Origin of the sequence: Deinococcus misasensis DSM 22328 (assembly GCF_000745915.1) — a bacterium.
GTDB lineage: Bacteria > Deinococcota > Deinococci > Deinococcales > Deinococcaceae > Deinococcus_C > Deinococcus_C misasensis.
The window spans coordinates 163,208-180,865 of sequence record NZ_JQKG01000002.1 but is presented as its reverse complement, the minus strand read 5'-3'; the positions used below and the strand labels follow the sequence as shown (position 1 = coordinate 180,865).

Sequence of the window (17,658 nt, the reverse complement as noted above, 5' to 3'; positions counted from 1 at the left end):
CCCATGAAACCCCAGACCCGAACCCACCCTTCCACCCTCGCCGATTTGAAGTTGCAACGTGCGGTGCTGGTCGGCTACCTCAACAAGTTGCAAGAGTTTTCCCCTCTGGACTACCAGAGCCACCTTCATCAGGATGGTGAAACCCTGGAGATGTTGCGTGCAGAACTGATTCTGCTGGAATCGACCATTGACGCCCTGACCCAACTGTCAGACTTTCAGAGGGGCAAGGGGCTGGTTTTTGAAGCGGTCCTCAAAGGCGAGTTGTGACCGTCAGAAAGCGGGCACAACGTGAGCCCTTCACACATGGGATGGGTTCAGTGTTTTAAGGTCAAAGCATGAAAGCCATTTTGCTGACCGAGCCCGGCCTCCAGAACCTCAAGTTGGGCCAGAGCACCCTTGCAGACCTGAAGCCTGGGGATTTGCGCATCGAAGTGAAAGCCACCAGCCTGAACCCAGTGGATTACAAACTGTCCACCCATGGACACCCCAGCTGGACTTACCCCCACACGCCCGGTGTGGACGGGGCAGGGGTGGTGCTGGAAGTGGGACCTGAGGTGCAGGGCATTCAGGTGGGTGACCGGGTGTTTTACCATGGTGATTTGACCCGTGCAGGCAGCTTTGCAGAACAGGTGTTGGTGGACCACCGGGCAGTCACGGTCTTGCCTGCCGAAATGTCTTTTGAAGAAGGGGCTGCCCTTCCGTGTGCAGGTTTGACGGCTTATCAAGCGCTGGTGCGGTTTTGCAACCTGCAAGCCGGTCAGACGGTGCTGGTGCAGGGCGGGGCCGGAGGGGTGGGCAGTTTCGCCGTCCAGATTGCCCATCAATGGGGGGCCAGAGTGATTGCCACAGCCAGTCCAGCCAAGCATGAACTGGTGCGCTCTCTGGGTGCAGATGAGGTCATCGATTACCGGGATCCCGAGCAGATGGTGGAACAGGTGTTGCAGTTTTCTGCTGGAGGTGTGGACATCGTGCTGGACACCGTCAGTCGGGCCAGCAGCACCCTCGGGCTGCAAATGGTGCGCCCCTCAGGTCAATTGGCTTTCATCGCAGGGAGACCCGAGCCTGAAGCGGTTCAGCAACTCGGCCATCCCATCAAGGTCCATGAAGTGATGCTGGGGGGTGCACATGTGCGCAAAGACGATGCTGCGATCCGGGACCTTTCCAGAATGGGTGAGGCGTTGTCCAGCATGGTGGTTCAGGGCAAAGTGAAGGTCTTGATTTCACAGCACATTGGCCTGCCAGAAATTCCAGAGTGGCTGATCAAACTCAAGGCTGGAGAAGTGCCTTTTGGAAAAGTGGTGGCCACACTTTAAAGCATTTGACAGAGAAACAAGAGGTTGATGCTTGAGGTCGTGTTGTTTGAAATAGAAGGATTCTTTTGAATCCTTCTATTTCACTGTTAAACGCAGTAAAGCATCTGACAGAAGCACCAGAGGTTGTCTCTCTGAAAAGGGTTTTTGAGGCGAGAGGATTCAGAAGAACCTTCTCGTCTCACCGACAAACGCAGAACCACAAAAAAGACCACAGAAATGCAGCTCTGGAAACAGGCCTGTAAGTCTTTTTTTACCCTGTCCAAAAAGCCCCGGTTTTCCTTGTGTGGCGTTGGGGGTTTTCCTGAGATTGCAAGGTCTGCAAGGGTCCTTGCCTCATAAAGTCAGTAAGAATTGAAACAAATTTTGGGTTTTCCCTCAGATTCCTGATGTCTTCCTGAATGAACAGTGTTATACTGTTCATTGCGTTCTTCTCAACCTCTCATTCTTCTTCTCTTGCGTCATCCCCTTGCGTTGTTCCCAAGCTGGACCTCTGGTTTCTGGTTTTTGTGTTGTCATCGAAAGGAGTGCAATGAGCAAGCGTATTTTGGTGATCCTTTCCGAGCATGGTTACTGGGGTGAAGAATTGATCGGTCCTCTGGAGACCTTCGATCAAGCAGGCTATCAAGTGGATTTTGCCACCCCCACCGGAAAACGTGCCCATGCCCTCCCCCCGAGCATGGACCCCGAGTACATTGATCCCCCTCTGGGAAAAAGCGTCACCTCTCAGGAAGTGGCCGACAAGGTGAAGGCCCTTGAAGCCACCACCCGACTGGACAACCCCCTCAGCATTGCAGAAATGCTCCCTGAGCGGCCTTATTATGCTTCCCCCAATTTCCTGCGTGAAATGGAAGCCTACTACAAGGCCCGCGATGCCAGAGTGGAAGAACTGACCGACACTTACGACGCTGTGCTGATCGTGGGCGGAAGCGGTCCCATCGTGGACCTCGCCAACAACGAACGGGTGCACGACATCATTCTGGGCTTTCATGGCTCATCCAAACCCATTGGTGCCGAATGTTACGGGGTGGCCTGTCTGGCCTTCGCCCGCGACTGGGAAAACCGCAAGAGCATCATCTGGGGCAAACGGGTCACCGGGCACTGCAAGGAATACGACTACAAAGACGGCACGGGATTCCTGGGCACCGACTTCAACATGGGCCCACCCCCTTACCCTCTGGAGTACATCCTGCGCGATGCCACCGGCCCAGATGGGGCATACATTGGCAACTTCGGAAAAGAAACCTCGGTGATTGTGGATTTCCCTTTCATCACCGGACGCTCCACCCCGGATTCCTACCTGACCGGACAGAAGATGGTGGAAGTCCTCGAAAAAGGCCTCACCCGGTTCGGCTGGTAATCCCATGACCCCGCCTTCTGTGAAAACCGGAAGGCATGCCATCATCGAGCAGTTCATGCTCGATGGCATGCCCTACATGTTTGGCAACCCCGGAACGGTTGAACAGGGCTTTCTGGACGCCCTCGAAGATTACGCGGACTTCAAATACATCCTCACCCTGCAAGAAACCATTGCGGTGGCCATGGCAGATGGGTACGCCCGGGCCCTGAACCACCCGGCTCTGGTGCAACTGCACTCCAGTGTGGGGGTCGGAAACGGCATCGGCATGCTGTATCAGGCCATGCGGGGGCATGCCCCTCTGGTGGTGATTGCCGGAGAGGCCGGAACCCAGTACGACAGCATGGATGCCCAGATGGCGGTGGACCTGGTGGCCATGGCCCGTCCGGTCACCAAGTACGCCACCAGAGTGATCGAACCCCAGTCGTTGCTCAGGGTGCTGCGTCGGGCCATCAAAATTGCCGCCACCCCACCTTGCGGTCCGGTGTTCATCAGCCTGCCGATGGATGTGCTGGATGCCCCCATCACCGAGGAGATCCGGCCCACCACCACCGTGCACACCCAAGTCACCCCTCCCATTGAGCAATTGCAGGAAGCTGCGAACTGGCTTGCTGCTGCACAAAACCCCTTGATCCTGATGGGGGACGGCATTGCGTTCTCTGGGGCACAGGCAGAACTGGCCGCAGTTGCAGAAGCGGTGGGTGCACCCGTCTGGGGGGTCAACTCCAGCGAAGTCAACCTGCCTGCCAGTCACCCCCTGTTTGCAGGCCTCACCGGACACATGTTCGGAGAGACCAGCAAACGCATCGTGGAAGACGCGGATGTGATTCTGGTCAGCGGAACCTACCTCTTTCCAGAGGTTTTCCCTTCGCTGAAACGTCCTTTCGCAGAAGATGCTCGCATCATCCACATTGACCTGAGTCCCTACGAAATGGCCAAGAACTTCGAGGTGGATCTGGCCCTGCTGGGCGATCCCCGTTCGGCTCTGGGGGTGCTGGCCGGTTTGCTGAACGTGCACATGGGTGCAGAACAGAAAACCGCTGCCCATGAACGCACCCGTTTGCACCAGCAGAAAAAACTCAGTCAGGAACAAGAGCAGAAAAACCGGGATCAAGAGGAGATGCAAAAAGGGCATGCCACCATGGCAGCTTTTGCCGCAACCCTCGCAGAACTTGCCCCGGAGAACACCATTCTTTTCGATGAGGCCCTCACCAGCAGTCCGGCCCTCAACCGGTACCTGCCTGCCGAAAAGCCCGGCCATTTCTTCCAGACCCGAGGTGGCTCTCTGGGTGTGGGGATTCCTGGTGCGCTGGGCATCCAGCTGGCCCGCCCGGACAGCACCGTGGTGGCGTTCACCGGAGATGGGGGCAGCATGTACACCATTCAGGCGCTCTGGACCGCGGTGCACCACCAGATTCCGGCCAAGTTTGTGGTGTGCAACAACGGGGCCTACCAGCTTCTGAAAAACAACATCGACCAGTACTGGAAAGAGCAGGGCATCGAGGCCCACGGCCATCCGAAGTCCTTCGAACTGATTTCTCCGGTGATTGATTTTGCACAGGTGTCTCAGGGCATGCACGTTCCGGCCCTGAAAGTTCAGCGCATCGAAGACATCCGACCTGCCATCGAGCAGATGCTGGCCCACAACGGCCCTTTCCTCATCGATCTGGTGCTCACAGAAAGTTAGGTTTTCATGCAAGAACTTGAGGTTCAACAACTCGTCAAAGACTGGTACCACAACCTGGACGTGCATGCCCCGATGATCGAAATGCTCCCGATGCTGGTCCCAGAGGGGCTGGAAATGCAGTTCCCCGAGGCCACTTTGCGCTCTCTGGCCGAGTTTGAAGGCTGGTATCAGGGGGTGTTGCGCATCTTCTTTGATGAGGTGCACCTGCTGAAAAAAGTGGAGGTGCACTTGCACCCCTCCCATGCCGATGTGGACATCGTGGTGCAGTGGGAGGCCAGTGTCTGGAAACCTCCAGCAGCGAAATCTGAACGCATCGTCACCGATGCCCACCAGAGATGGGTGGTCGTCCCTGATGGCGATGGGAAACCCCGCATCCAGACCTACATCGTGGACAAACTGGACTTCCATCCCGGTTCGGCCACTTTGTGATCCCTTAAACCTTTGAACTTCAAGCTTTGAATTTCTTTTTTCAGGAGAGGCATGACTGCTGAGACCGGATCCACTTTGAATGCATCTTCTCTGGCGTACCGACTGGTGCAGTGGCTGAATGGGGAAAGACACCTGAGGGATGTCCCTTTCTCCGAGCAGGCCACCCTGTCTTTCCCGGTTCACGCCCGGCATCCGCTGTCTGTGGCAGGGTTTGAACAACACCTGCAAAGCTGGCAGGCGGCCCTGCCGGACCACCACATCGAAATCACCGGTGCAGTGTGTCACCCCGAGCGGGTCCTGCTGCACATCCAGAGGTCCGGCAGGCACCTCGGGGAGGACCTGCACACGGTTGCAGGCACCTTTCCCCCTTCCGGACAGAAATGCTCTGTGACAGGCATGCTCTGGGTGGAGGCGCAGCACGGCAAAATCCAGCAGGTGATCGTGCGTGAAGACGTGGGGGGCCTCCTCAGGCAACTCGGGCACACCCAAAACCCTGCTGATTCAGAGCCACACCTGCACACTGCAAGGCGTTACTTCACAGAACTGATGAATGAGGGCCGTCTGGAGACCATCGAGGAGATCCTCACCGAGGATTTCCAGTTCATCATCCCGACACAACCTGTGCCCCTGCAAGGCCATGAAGCGATGCGGCGTTTCGTGACCCGCCTGAGGACGGTGTTTCCAGATGTGCACTTCAAGGTTGAGCAGGATTTCGCGCAGGGACATCAGGTGGCTGCCCTCTGGAGCCTCACAGGAACCCACTCGGACACCTTTCTGGGCATCGAAGCTTCCGGTCGGAAGGTGCACGACTCGGGCATCGACATTTTTGTCTTTGAAGGGGAGCGCATCAAAACCCTGTACGTCAACCAGAACGATCTGGAACTGCTCGAACAACTGAGGGGCAAGTAAACCATGACCGACACCCCCTGGCTTGCCCTGCTCCTTGGCCTGATGGCCGCGTGGGCAGCAGGTCGGGTGTGTTTGCGTCATGGGTATCCCCCCATGCTGGGTGAACTGCTGCTCGGGGTCCTGCTGGGATGGGCCGGTCTGCTGCACCACCCCGAGATGCTGCAAACCCTCGGTGCTTTCGGGGTGGTCCTGATGCTGGTGGCGGTGGGGGCCACTTTGAACCTGAAAGCCCTCTTGCAGGACCGCAAACGGCTGCTTCCATTGGCCATGCTGGGTTTTCTGGTGCCTGCACTTTCGGGCTACGGTCTCCTGAGCATGGCCGGTCTGGGCCACAACACCTCCCTGATGGGGGCTCTGGTGCTGGGCAACACCGCACTGGTGACCACCAGCCGTCTGGTGGTGGACCTGAAACTGCTGGACTCGCAACTCGGGCGCACCTTGCTGGGCATTGCAGCCCTGACCATCGTGCTGGTGATGCTGACCTTCAGCCTCAATCAGGCCGTGAGCGGAGGAGCAGGTGGGTTTGCCCTCTTTCCCCTGCTGTTGTTCGGGGTCGGACTGTGGCTGTTTCCAAAAGTGGTCGGATGGGCACAGCAAGAAGCCGCCCGGGCCAGCAACGCAGGCAGCCCCGAGAAAGGCTTGCTTCCCCTCTTGATCGGTCTGTTTTTGCTGGTGGTCTTGTCCGATCAGGCCGGGCTGGGTTTTGTGCTGGGGGCCTTTCTGGCAGGGGTCTTCATGGGACCTTTGCTGGTGCACAGCTCCAACGGATGGTTGCTGGCGCAGCTCAAAGTGTGGGGGTTTTCGGTGCTGTCACCGTTGTTTTACGTGGCGGTGGGGGCACAGGTGCAAGTGGTCTGGCAGGACCTCGGCTGGGTCCTGTTGCTGACTTTGTTGGCTTTGCTGGGCAAAGGACTGACCCTCTGGACGGTGGCCCGTTTGCAGGGCAGCACCGGACGGGACAGCACCCTGCAAGCCATCAGTCTGAATGCCCGTGGAGGCATTGATCTGGTGTTGCTCTCCACGGCTCTGGGGCTGCAAATGATTTCCCAGAGCTGGTTTTCCATTCTGGTGCTGGTGGTGTGGCTTTGTACCCTGACCGTGCCTCTGGCCCTGAAGGCTTACGGGCTGCAACGCAGCATGCAAGTGCAAGGCAATTACCGAATTTGACAGGCAAAAGGAGGCTTTGTGACGAACACAACGACAGACTTCAAAGTGCATCTGGTGCGCGGACGTTTCCCGGTGCTGCCCAGCGCAGTCAACGCCTACGTGGTGGAGACCCCCACCGAAGTGGTGGTGATTGATGGCACCGCAGCGATTTCCAGTTCTCAGGAACTCCGGCAGAAAGCCGAATCTCTGGGCAAACCGCTGCGTGCCGTCCTGATGACCCACGGCCACCCTGACCACTTCACCGGACTGGTGTCCTTTCAGGACCTTCCCCGTTACGCCTCACAGGGCTGCATCGACTTTGCCCACCACGAAGACGAAACCAAATGGCAGGGGGGCAAACAGTACCTCGGGGATGACTTTCCCGATGAACGCACCTTCCCCAATCAGGTGGTAGAAGACGGTCAGACCCTGAATTTTGGAGGCATCGACTTCACATTCTCGGACCTCGGGCCGGGGGAATCCGACCACGATGGCATGTGGCTCTGCGAAGTGGATGGGGTGCAGCACGCTTTCATTGGGGATGTGATCTGCAACCACACCCACGCCTTTTTTGGAGACGGTCACGCCATTCACTGGATCCAGATCATCGAACGCCTGCAAAAACAACTGCGTGAAGATGCCCGAATTTACGTCGGACACGGCACTTCTCCAGCCACCCATGGGGATCTGGAAGAACAGAAAAAATACCTCCAGCACTTCATCGACACCATCAAAGACCTGCCCAGAGAAAGCCCGGTCAGCGAAGCCACGGTGGGCATGGTGATGGGCAGCATGAAAGCGCTGCAACCCACCGAAGAATTGTTTTTCCTGCTCGGGTATGAACTGCCTCAGGGCATCGAAAGGGTCTGGAAAACCCTCGGGGACCCGACATGACCCTCACGGACACAGCCATTCAAGAACTGGTGCAACTGTGGTTCTCCGGGCTGAATGAGCACCGCCCCATGGTGCGCATGTTGCCTCTGCTGGACCTGGAGCACCTGCACATGGAGTTTCCCGAGAGCACCCTCACCACCCCTGAGGAATTTGAAGGGTGGTACCGCACCGTCACCAGCACCTTTTTCGATCAGGAGCACATTGTCGAGGAGGTCCTGACGGAGGTGCAAGAGGACCGGGCAAACCTGAGTGTCACCGTGGTATGGAAGGCCCACGAATGGAAAGCCCCCGCCCCCTTCAGCACCCGCATTGCCATGCGGGCCGTGCAGGAGTGGACTGTGGTGGCAGGGGAAAACGGACAGGCACGCATTCAACGTTACGTGGTCAAATCGCTCACTCCCATTGGGGAAGAAGGGGGAACACATGGGTAAGAAAGTGCTGGTGCTGGCCTCGAATGTGGGATTGTGGGCCGAGGAATTGCAGGCCCCATGGGATGCACTGAAAAAAGCTGGACATGACCTGACCTTGGCCACACACAAGGGCCTCAAACCGCTTCCCATGCAAATCAGCATGAATCCGGATTTCATTGACCCTTTCCAGAACTACCATGTGAATCCGCAAGAGGTGGTGGACCGCACCCACGAACTCCTGAAAAACGGGGAGTGGGACAACCCCATCAAAATTCAGGATGCCCGCATGGCTGACTTTGACGCCATCGTGATTGTGGGTGGGCCGGGATCGGCTCTGGATCTGGTGGGCAACCCCAACGTGCATGACCTGCTCACCGAAGCCTTCCAGAGCGACAAAATGATGGGCGCACTGTGTTACGCCGTGGGGTGTTTCGTGTGGTCCCGCAACCCCGAGACCGGCAAGAGCATCATTCAGGGCAAGCGGGTGTGTGCCCACCCCAAAGAGTGGGACTTCAAAGACGACATGACCTACGATCTGGTCGGCACAGATGGGGACAACCAGGGCACCAATCTGGTGACCCGAGGTTTTGTGTTCCCGTTGCAGGTGATCGTGGAAGACGCCGTGGGACCCGAGGGGCATGTGACTTCCGACCACAACGCCAACCGCGAACAGCCCTGCGTGGAATACGACTGGCCTTTTGTGACGGCCCTGTCGGTGGAATCGTCCATCGCTTTCGGGGACAAACTGGTCGAAGTGCTGGCCAGCAGGTGACCTGATGACCCCTCCGGTTTTTCATGGCAGCATCGACATCTTCCGCAATGAAACCGTGTCCATCCACAGTTACTGCAGCCCGATGGATGGCGAATTTGTGCGCTCCCAGATCATCGAAACCCCCAACAGTGTGGTGGTTCTGGATGTGCAGCTCACCCGCAAATACGCCCGCGAGGTGCGAAGGTACGCCGAAAGCCTCAACAAACCCATTGAGCGGGTGATGGTGTCGCACATGCACCCGGACCACTGGTTTGGCATCGAAGAATTTCAGGATTTGCCCCTCTATGCCCTGAAAGAAGTGCAGGAGCAACTGGGTGCCCTCGGGGATTTCTGGATTGGCCTGCGCAAACCCGAGTTCGGAGACCAGATTCCCGACCATGCCATCGTGCCTGCACACACCCTCCCTGAAGGCCCCGTGACCATCGATGGGGTGCAGTTCGTGTTCCACAAGATCGAGAAAGCCGAATGCATCACCAACTTGATGGTGGAACTGCCAGATTTCAAAACCCTGCTCCCTCAGGACCTTGTGTACAACAACGTGTACCTGTTCGTTGGAGAATTGCACGGCCCGGAAAGAGATGTGCTGTGCTTCGAGGGCTGGCTGGACACCTTGCAGGACCTCAAAACCAGAGGGTTCGAACTGGTGATTCCCGGTCACGGCGAACCCACCGACTCGGGCATTTTTGACCGCTGCATCACCTTTCTGGAGGCCGCGAAAAAGGTGTTCCAGAGCACCACCGACCCCGAGCAATTCAAGGCCCAGCTCATCGAACGTTTTCCCGAATACCGCCTGCCGTTGCTGCTGGATTTTTCGGCAATGACGCTCTACCGCTTGATGTAAGAGGAGGAACCCCATGGACCCCAGAGAAACCCTTGAACTGTACTACCAGTACGCCAACTCCGGCCAGTGGATGAAATGGTGCGACCTGTTCGCCGATGACATGGTGATGGACGAACAACTCGCCGGGCACATTGAAGGCGGAGCCACCCTGCGCGAAATGATGCAAGGTGGGCTGGGCGGCTACACCGAATTCCAGAACCAGCCCAGAACCCTGTTCGTGAGCGGAAATGAAGGGGCCGTGGTGTCCCACATCACCGGAAAAACCCACCTCGGGGAGGAAATCCAGTGCGGGGTGATGAATTACTTCCGTTTCAACGACGAGGGGAAAATCGTGTACCTCGCCAACTTCCATGACTCTGTGCCGTTCAAGCCCCTGTTTGACCCGAACAACAAACCCGCCCAGAGCCCTGCGGAGTGACCATGGCTTTTGATTTCATTGTGGTGGGAGGAGGTTCTGCTGGCTGCGTGCTGGCTGCCCGCCTCTCCGAAAATCCGCAATTCCGGGTGCTGCTTCTGGAGGCCGGAAACCGGGAAGCTTTGCCGGTGGCTTCGGACCCATCCCTGTGGTTTCTGACCTGGGGCACCGAAATGGACTGGCAGTACACCAGCGTGCCGCAAAAGCACCTGAGAAACCGCCAGACCGACGAGCCCAGAGGCAAAGCCCTCGGGGGGACCAGCCAGATGAACCTGATGATGTATGTGCGGGGCCACCGTCAGGACTACGACGACTGGGCGAAAGTGGCTCCCGGATGGTCCCATCAGGAGGTGCTGCCTTATTTCCAGAAACTGGAAGATCAGGAAGACGACAGCAACCCCACCGCCGGACGGGGTGGCCCCATGCGGGTCATCAACGCCGGACTGCACCAGCCCAACCCGGCCTCCGGGACCTTCATTGAGGCCTGCGAGGAACTCGGGTTCCCGAGAACCAAAGACTTCAACGGTCCCCAGATGGAAGGGGCCGGGTGGCACCACATCAACATCCGAGATGGCAAAAGGGAAAGTGCCTTCACGGCATACTTGCAGCCTGTTCTGGGCCGTGAGAACCTGACGGTGCACACCCGTGCGGTGGCCACCCGCATCCTGCTGGAAAACGGACGTGCCGTGGGCGTGGAATACCTGCAAGACGGAGAGCAACACACCGCGCACGCCACACGCGAAGTGGTGGTCAGTGCAGGGGCCATCGATTCCCCCAAATTGCTTTTGCTGTCCGGCATCGGTCCGGCCCAGCACCTGCAAGAGGTGGGCATCCCCTGCCTGCACGACCTGCCCGGCGTGGGCGAAAACTTCCACAACCACGTGCTGACCGGGGTGGTGTACGGCTGGAACGGCGAACTGGAACCCGCCCGGCTCAACCGCTCGGAAAGCTGCCTGTACACCCGCTCTGGACCCGAGCAGGTGGCCCCCGATTTTCAGCTGGGCTTCGTGACCCTGTCTTTTGATGTGGTGATCGGGGCCGCCCATCCCAATGCGGTGTCCATCATTGCGGGCCTCACCAAGCCCAGATCCCGCGGAACGGTGAAACTGGCGTCAAAGGATCCTCTGGAGGCCCCCCTCATCGATCCCAACTATCTGGCCGAAGAAGCAGACCTGCACCGGATGGTGGAACTGGTGAAACTGTCCCGCAAGGTGTTTGAGACACAGGCTTTTCAGGGCAAAGTCACCGAAGAACTGCTGCCCGGACCGGCCTGCCAGACCGACGAGGACATCCAAGAATTCCTGATTTCCAGAGCCGCCTCTTACCACCACCAGTGCGGGTCGTGCCAGATGGGGACTTCGGACATGGCGGTGGTGGGACCGGACCTCAAAGTGCGTGGGGTGCAGGGCCTGAGGGTGGCCGACGCCTCCATCATGCCGGAAACCACCTCCTGCAACATTCACGCAGCGGTGTTGATGATCGCAGAGAAAGCCGCAGACCTCATGCAAAGGGAGCACCTGTGAAACCCAAACTCGAAGGCAAAAAAATTGGCATCCTGATGGAGTCGGATTTCTACGACCCCGAAATCTGGTACTACAAAAGCCGTTTCCCCGAGGAGGGCGCCGAAGTGCACTTCCTCTCCAAACTCTGGGGGCAACCGGGCCTGACCTTCACCGGTCACGAGTTCCACACCCCGTTTTACGTCAATGAAGCTTTCACCGACATGGACGATGAAACCCTGCGTTCTTTTGACGCGATCATCGTGCCTGCTGGATTCGTGTCGGACCGCTTGCGGTACACCCCGGATGTCACCCAGCCCTCGGACGCCGTGCAATTCCTGAAACGGGCCTTTCAGGAGGAAAAAATCCTCAAAGGCATCATCTGTCACGGACTGTGGCTGATGGCGTGGGCCCCAGAGGTGATGAAAGGCCGCAAACTCACCACCCACAACAACCTGTACGCCGATGCCATCAACATGGGTGCAGAGTACCTCGATCAGGACGTGGTGGTGGACCGGGATCTGGTCACTGGACGGACCGGAGGGCACCACGCCCAGTTCGCCCGCACCATCATTGCCCGACTGGCAGGTGAACTGTGAAATTCTCCCATGTGGCCCTGAACTGCAAAGATGTCGATGCCACCATCGACTTTTACAGCAGCATTTTCGGATTTCACACCGCACGGTCTTTTGACCTCGAAAACGGAGGCAAGATCGTCTTTCTGAAACTCGGGGACAGTTACCTTGAACTCTTTCCTGCCGAAGGCACCGGAGACACCCATCAGGCCGATGGCCCCAAACAGCAAGGGGTGTTGCGCCACATCGCTTTTCAGGTGGACAGCGTGGATCAGGTGCTCGAAACCATCGGAGACCGGGCAGAGGTGACCCTCGGGCCACTGGATTTCGATGCGTTCATTCCCGGATGGCGCACCGTGTGGGTGCGTGACCCGGACGGCAACATTGTGGAAATCAGTCAGGGCTATCAGGACGCCCAGTGAACTTCAAACCCATCAGGCACTGCAAGGAGACACCATGACCACACCTCAGGGCAATTCCATCAACTTCACCTTCTCGGACACCATTGCGGGTTACGTCACCCAGTTCAACCCCGAGCAGAACCAGTTCACCCTGCGCACCAGTGATGGGCGGTTCTTTCAGGTGAACCTCAAAGGCAACACCTACGCCTATCTGGCCCGCAACCTCGGGGATCCTTATCTGGACGCCACCGGACAGATCCACGACATGCTGGAAGAGGGGCGCTACATGTACGCCTACGGGGTGTACTACCCCGAGCACGGCACCCACGTCTTCGAAGCGCAATTTCTGGTGTTCGTGGGCCGCAAAGCCGATGAGTACTTCTTCGAGAAGCAGAACTGGTGGATCAAGCAACTCTCGGAAATCGCCCACTTTTACCGCCGGGCACAGTTCGGCAAAGGGGAGATCGATTACCGCAACTACCGCACCACCATCAACCTGTCCGGGGAACGCACCCGCGACAATTTCATTCAGGAAACCGACACCATCTCACGGTTGGTGTACGGGTACGCCTCGGCTTACCTGCTGACTGGCGAAGATGAGTTTCTGGAAATCGCTGAAAAAGGCACCGAATACCTGCGCGGACACATGCGTTTCTATGACCGGGACGAGAACATCGTCTACTGGTACCACGGCATCCGCATTCAGGGCGACAAGGAAGAAAAACTGTTCACCAGCGAATTCGGAGATGACTACGACGCCATTCCAGCCTACGAGCAGATTTATGCTCTGGCCGGGCCCATCCAGACCTACCGGATCAGCGGTGACCCGCGCATCCTCAAAGACGCCGAACTGACCATCGACCTCTTTGACCGCTTCTTCCTCGATCAGGAGAAAGGGGGATACTACTCCCACCTTGACCCGATCACCCTGGATCCCCTTTCGGACGCTCTGGGACCCAACAAAGGCAAAAAGAACTGGAACTCGGTGGGCGACCACGCCCCGGCCTACCTGATCAATCTGGTGCTGGCCACCGATGAGCCCCGTTTCAAGACCTTTCTGGAAGGCACCTTTGACACCATTGCCCGGTACTTCCCGGACTACGAGAACAGCCCCTTTGTGCAGGAAAAATTCTTTTCAGACTGGTCCCACGACCAGCAGCACATGTGGCAGCAGAACCGTGGCGTGGTGGGCCACAACCTGAAAATCGCCTGGAACATCATGCGCATGCACACCCAGGCCCCCAAACCCGAGTACGAAGCCCTCGCCCGCAAAATTGCCGCAGAGATGCCTCTGGTGGGCGGAGACCGCCAGCACGGCGGCTGGTACGACGTGATGGAGCGCGTCAAACAAGACGATCAGGAATGGCACCGCTTTGCCTTCCATGACCGCAAAGCCTGGTGGCAACAGGAACAGGGGATTCTGGCGTACCTGATCCTGCACGGCCTCCTCAAAGACGAGGAGTACCTGAGGATTGCCCGGGAATCTCAGGCCTTCTACAACGCATGGTTTCTGGACCACGACGACGGAGCCGTGTACTTCAACACCCTCGCCAACGGACTGCCTTATCTGCTGGGCACCGAACGCCTGAAAGGCAGCCACAGCATGTCGATGTACCACTCCTCCGAGCTGTGCTACCTCTCGGCGGTGTACAACAACCTGCTGATCTTCAAGAAACCTCTGGACATGCACTTCAAACCCATCCCCGGCGGATTCAAAGACAACATCCTGAGGGTGGCCCCGGACCTGCTGCCCCCCGGCAGCGTGAAAATCAGCAGCGTGACCCTCAACGAACAGCCCTACAGCAACTTCGATGCAGATGCCCTGACCGTCACCCTCCCCGAGACCGATGAGCGCGTCAAAATCTGCGTGACCCTGCAACCCGTATAACGTCATTTTCACAGGAGGTCGAACATGGAGATTCAATCCAGCACCGTTCAGGGTGTGGTGGTCGTGACCCTCATCGGGGACATCGACGGCAAAACCGCCCCTCTGGTGCAACAAAACGTGGTGGCCCTGATTCCGGCACAGGGCAAGATCCTGCTGGACATGGGGCAGGTGGGCTACATGTCCAGCGCGGGCCTCAGGATGCTGCTGCTGGTGTACCGTCAGGCCCAGAGCAAAGGCAGCCAGATTGCCCTGAGTGGTCTGAGTGAAGACATTTCCGACACCATGTCGGCCACCGGATTTCTGGATTACTTCGTGACCAGCAGCACGGTGGAGGAAGGGCTCAGCAAGCTGTCATGAACAAAAAAGACCCTTCAGACCGCACCGACAGTCTGGACGTGACGCCCAAAAAGCGCACGTCCACCAAGAAAACCACCGCTGCCACTGCTGCAAGTGCTCCAGAGGCTGCCCCCAAAAAGGCCCCTGCACGCAAAAAGAAAACAGAGGCTTTGCCTGAAACCCAGCCTGAAACCTCAACTGCAGCACCCTCTGTTCCAGTGTCCCTGACCCTGAATGCCGATTTCAGCAACGTGGACAGCCGCATTGATTTTTACCCCACCCACGAAATCGGTGGGCACCGCATCCGGGCAGGCAAACCCTTGCCGTTCGGGGCCACGCTGGTGCCCAACGGGGTGAACTTCAGCGTGTATTCCAGCCACGCCACCGACTGCACACTGGTGCTCTTTGACAAAGGATCACCAACCCCCAGAGCGGAAATCCCTTTCCCAAAAGAATTTCGCATTGGCAACGTGTTCTCGATGGTGGTTTTTGATCTGGACCCCGAAACGCTGGAGTACGGTTACCGCATGGACGGTCCGTTCGACCCACAGCAGGGGCACCGCTTCGACCCGAGCCGCATCCTGTTTGACCCTTACGCCCGCGTGATCAGTGGTCGGGACGTGTGGGGAGAGAAGCCCGACTGGGATAACATTTACCCGCACCGCTCAAGACTCTCCTTTGATGATTTTGACTGGGAGGAAGACCGCCAGCTGGAAATTCCTTCAGAAGACCTGATCGTTTACGAGATGCACGTGCGGGGCTTCACCCGCCATCCCTCTTCGGGGGTGAAGTTTCCGGGCACCTTCGTGGGCATCCGTGAGAAACTGCCGTACCTGAAGGAACTCGGGGTGAATGCCATCGAACTGATGCCGATCTTTGAGTTCGATGAGTTCGAGCACAGCCACACCGATCCCGAGACCGGAACCATCGACCACCTGAACTACTGGGGGTACTCCACCCTCGGGTTCTTTGCCCCCAAAGCCGGATATGCCGCCACCGGCAAAAAAGGCATGCAGGTCGATGAACTCAAAGCATTGATCAAAGCCTGCCACAAGCAGGGCATCGAAGTGATTCTGGATGTGGTCTTCAACCACACCGCCGAAGGCAACGAGCAGGGACCCACCCTGTCCCTGAAGGGCCTCGACAACCAGACCTACTACATGCTCACCCCCGAGGGGTACTATTTCAATTTCTCGGGCACCGGCAACACCCTGAACTGCAACCACCCGGTGGTGCGCAACATGGTCTTGGACTGCTTGCGGTACTGGGTCAGCGAGTACCACATTGACGGGTTCCGCTTCGATCTGGCCGCAATTCTCGGGCGGGCACAGGACGGATCTCCGCTCTCCAACCCGCCCCTTCTGGAAACCCTTGCGCACGACCCGATTCTGGCCAAAACCAAACTGATCGCGGAAGCGTGGGATGCCGGAGGGCTGTATCAGGTCGGCAGTTTCCCGGCATACGGACGCTGGGGCGAATGGAACGGCAAGTACCGGGACACCGTGCGCAAATTCCTCAAGGGCAACCCCGGAGAGGTGGGCGACATGGCCATGCGCTTGCAAGGTTCGCCTGACCTGTACAGTTCCCGTGGACCCACCGCCAGCATCAACTTCATCACCGCCCACGATGGTTTCACCCTGCATGACATGGTGTCCTACAACGAAAAACACAACCATGCCAACGGCGAAGACAACCGGGACGGGGCCAACGACAACGAATCGTGGAACTGTGGCATCGAAGGGGACACCGACGCCGCCGGGGTGCTGGCCTTGCGCCGCAGGCAAATGCAAAACGCTTTTGCCATGCTCCTGACCAGTCAGGGCATCCCGATGATCCTGATGGGCGACGAAATTGGCCGCACCCAGAGGGGCAACAACAACACCTACTGCCACGACAACGACCTCAACTGGATGGACTGGTCTTTGCTGGAAAAGAACCACGACCTGTTCACCTTTGTGCAACGCCTCAACCGCTTCCGTCACCTGCACCCGGTTTTGCGCAACCGTTGGCACCTCTCGGGCCGGGATTACGTGGGCAGCGGTTACCCGGACATCAGCTTCCACGGAGAACGGGCATGGAGTCCGGACTGGTCGCACGACAGCCGAACGCTGGCGTTCATGTTGTGTGGCAAGCACGCCCGTGGAGGCACCCTGCAGGACGACGACCTCTACGTGATGATGAACATGCACTGGGAGGACCACGCCTTCGAATTGCCGTACCTGTCTCAGGGCAGGCAGTGGCATGTGTTTGTGAACACCGGAGCCGAAACCCCCAGCGTGGAACCCGGTGAAGAAGTCTGGTTGAAAGACCAGCGTGCCTTCTGGATGGGTGCCCGTTCGGTGGCCATTCTGGTTGGCAAAGCCCCCCGTTGAGTCCCTTCTCGGGCCAGAGCTCAAGGTGCTGGCCCGCCCTTTTCAAGGAGAAACCCCATGTCCATGGACGTCAAAGTCGAACACCGCAATCAGGATGCCGTCATCACCCTCTCAGGACAGCTTGATGCTGCTGCTGCCCCTGCCTTCAAAAGCGCCATCGAAGAGGTGTTTGCAACCCCAGAGCCAGTGGCCCGACTGGTGATCCTCATGCAGGACCTCGAATACATGGCCAGCGCAGGGCTTCGCGCTCTGGTGTTCGCCAAGCAGAAAGCCGGGGCAGGCATCCCGATTGTGCTGGTGGCCCCTCAGGAAGGGGTGCGTGAAACCATCGAAATGACCGGGTTTCACCACAGCGTGGAAATCGTCGAGTCCTACGCCTGAGGACCTGCCAGAGGGGAAGCCTCTGGTTTTCCCCTC

The 17,658-nt window shown here is 58.0% G+C and carries 19 protein-coding genes; all 19 read left to right on the top strand.

Features of this window, described 5'->3' with window-relative positions; translation table 11 throughout:
- The first annotated feature begins 3 nt into the window (after positions 1 to 3).
- The 19 genes from Q371_RS02590 to Q371_RS02500 all read left to right on the top strand — a co-directional run bounded on the left by Q371_RS02590 (position 4) and on the right by Q371_RS02500 (position 17,622).
- Positions 4 to 267, top strand: coding sequence for a hypothetical protein (locus Q371_RS02590; protein WP_034335617.1), 264 nt, complete (start codon positions 4 to 6; stop codon positions 265 to 267).
- Positions 268 to 335: 68 nt separating this feature from the next.
- Positions 336 to 1,313 carry a zinc-binding dehydrogenase gene (locus Q371_RS02585; RefSeq protein ID WP_034335613.1) on the top strand — a complete coding sequence of 326 codons (978 nt, stop codon included), beginning with the start codon at positions 336 to 338 and terminating at the stop codon, positions 1,311 to 1,313.
- 529 nt (positions 1,314 to 1,842) lie between these two features.
- Positions 1,843 to 2,670: a type 1 glutamine amidotransferase domain-containing protein gene (locus tag Q371_RS02580; RefSeq protein ID WP_034335610.1), complete on the top strand. Its 828-nt coding sequence runs from the start codon at positions 1,843 to 1,845 to the stop codon at positions 2,668 to 2,670.
- Positions 2,671 to 2,674: 4 nt separating this feature from the next.
- On the top strand, positions 2,675 to 4,354 hold the full coding sequence (locus Q371_RS02575) for a thiamine pyrophosphate-binding protein (RefSeq protein WP_034335607.1): 1,680 nt from the start codon (positions 2,675 to 2,677) through the stop codon (positions 4,352 to 4,354).
- Between the two features lie 6 nt (positions 4,355 to 4,360).
- Positions 4,361 to 4,783 carry a hypothetical protein gene (locus Q371_RS02570; protein ID WP_034335604.1) on the top strand — a complete coding sequence of 141 codons (423 nt, stop codon included), beginning with the start codon at positions 4,361 to 4,363 and terminating at the stop codon, positions 4,781 to 4,783.
- A 51-nt stretch (positions 4,784 to 4,834) separates the two neighbouring features.
- Entirely contained in the window at positions 4,835 to 5,692 is an 858-nt protein-coding gene (locus Q371_RS25145; RefSeq protein ID WP_051963103.1) for a nuclear transport factor 2 family protein, read from the top strand.
- Between the two features lie 3 nt (positions 5,693 to 5,695).
- Positions 5,696 to 6,859, top strand: a complete 1,164-nt coding sequence (locus Q371_RS02560; protein ID WP_034335601.1) for a cation:proton antiporter — start codon at positions 5,696 to 5,698, stop codon at positions 6,857 to 6,859.
- Positions 6,860 to 6,877: 18 nt separating this feature from the next.
- On the top strand, positions 6,878 to 7,732 hold the full coding sequence (locus Q371_RS02555; RefSeq protein ID WP_034335598.1) for an MBL fold metallo-hydrolase: 855 nt from the start codon (positions 6,878 to 6,880) through the stop codon (positions 7,730 to 7,732).
- Positions 7,729 to 8,163, top strand: a complete 435-nt coding sequence (locus Q371_RS02550) for a hypothetical protein (protein WP_034335594.1) — start codon at positions 7,729 to 7,731, stop codon at positions 8,161 to 8,163. The genes Q371_RS02555 and Q371_RS02550 overlap by 4 nt, the downstream gene beginning before the upstream one ends.
- Positions 8,156 to 8,914 (top strand): DJ-1/PfpI family protein, encoded by a 759-nt coding sequence (locus Q371_RS02545; protein WP_034335591.1) that lies wholly within the window; start codon positions 8,156 to 8,158, stop codon positions 8,912 to 8,914. The genes Q371_RS02550 and Q371_RS02545 overlap by 8 nt, the downstream gene beginning before the upstream one ends.
- Positions 8,915 to 8,918: 4 nt before the next feature.
- Complete coding sequence (locus tag Q371_RS02540) at positions 8,919 to 9,755, top strand: MBL fold metallo-hydrolase (RefSeq protein ID WP_051963102.1); 837 nt, start codon at positions 8,919 to 8,921, stop codon at positions 9,753 to 9,755.
- A gap of 13 nt (positions 9,756 to 9,768) precedes the next feature.
- Entirely contained in the window at positions 9,769 to 10,173 is a 405-nt protein-coding gene (locus Q371_RS02535) for a nuclear transport factor 2 family protein (protein WP_051963101.1), read from the top strand.
- A gap of 2 nt (positions 10,174 to 10,175) precedes the next feature.
- The gene (locus Q371_RS02530) at positions 10,176 to 11,693 is read left to right on the top strand and encodes a GMC family oxidoreductase (protein ID WP_034335933.1); all 1,518 of its coding nucleotides are present in this window, start codon (positions 10,176 to 10,178) and stop codon (positions 11,691 to 11,693) included.
- On the top strand, positions 11,690 to 12,268 hold the full coding sequence (locus Q371_RS02525; RefSeq protein ID WP_211253789.1) for a DJ-1/PfpI family protein: 579 nt from the start codon (positions 11,690 to 11,692) through the stop codon (positions 12,266 to 12,268). The genes Q371_RS02530 and Q371_RS02525 overlap by 4 nt, the downstream gene beginning before the upstream one ends.
- On the top strand, positions 12,265 to 12,666 hold the full coding sequence (locus Q371_RS02520; RefSeq protein WP_034335588.1) for a VOC family protein: 402 nt from the start codon (positions 12,265 to 12,267) through the stop codon (positions 12,664 to 12,666). Before Q371_RS02525 ends, Q371_RS02520 begins: the two co-directional genes overlap by 4 nt.
- Positions 12,667 to 12,700: 34 nt before the next feature.
- Positions 12,701 to 14,533 carry an AGE family epimerase/isomerase gene (locus tag Q371_RS02515; RefSeq protein WP_034335585.1) on the top strand — a complete coding sequence of 611 codons (1,833 nt, stop codon included), beginning with the start codon at positions 12,701 to 12,703 and terminating at the stop codon, positions 14,531 to 14,533.
- A 24-nt stretch (positions 14,534 to 14,557) separates the two neighbouring features.
- Positions 14,558 to 14,890, top strand: coding sequence for an anti-sigma factor antagonist (locus Q371_RS02510; RefSeq protein WP_034335582.1), 333 nt, complete (start codon positions 14,558 to 14,560; stop codon positions 14,888 to 14,890).
- Entirely contained in the window at positions 14,887 to 17,241 is a 2,355-nt protein-coding gene (gene glgX, locus Q371_RS02505; RefSeq protein ID WP_084571181.1) for a glycogen debranching protein GlgX, read from the top strand. Before Q371_RS02510 ends, glgX begins: the two co-directional genes overlap by 4 nt.
- A 57-nt stretch (positions 17,242 to 17,298) precedes the next feature.
- Entirely contained in the window at positions 17,299 to 17,622 is a 324-nt protein-coding gene (locus Q371_RS02500; RefSeq protein WP_034335579.1) for an anti-sigma factor antagonist, read from the top strand.
- The last annotated feature ends 36 nt before the right edge of the window (positions 17,623 to 17,658 follow it).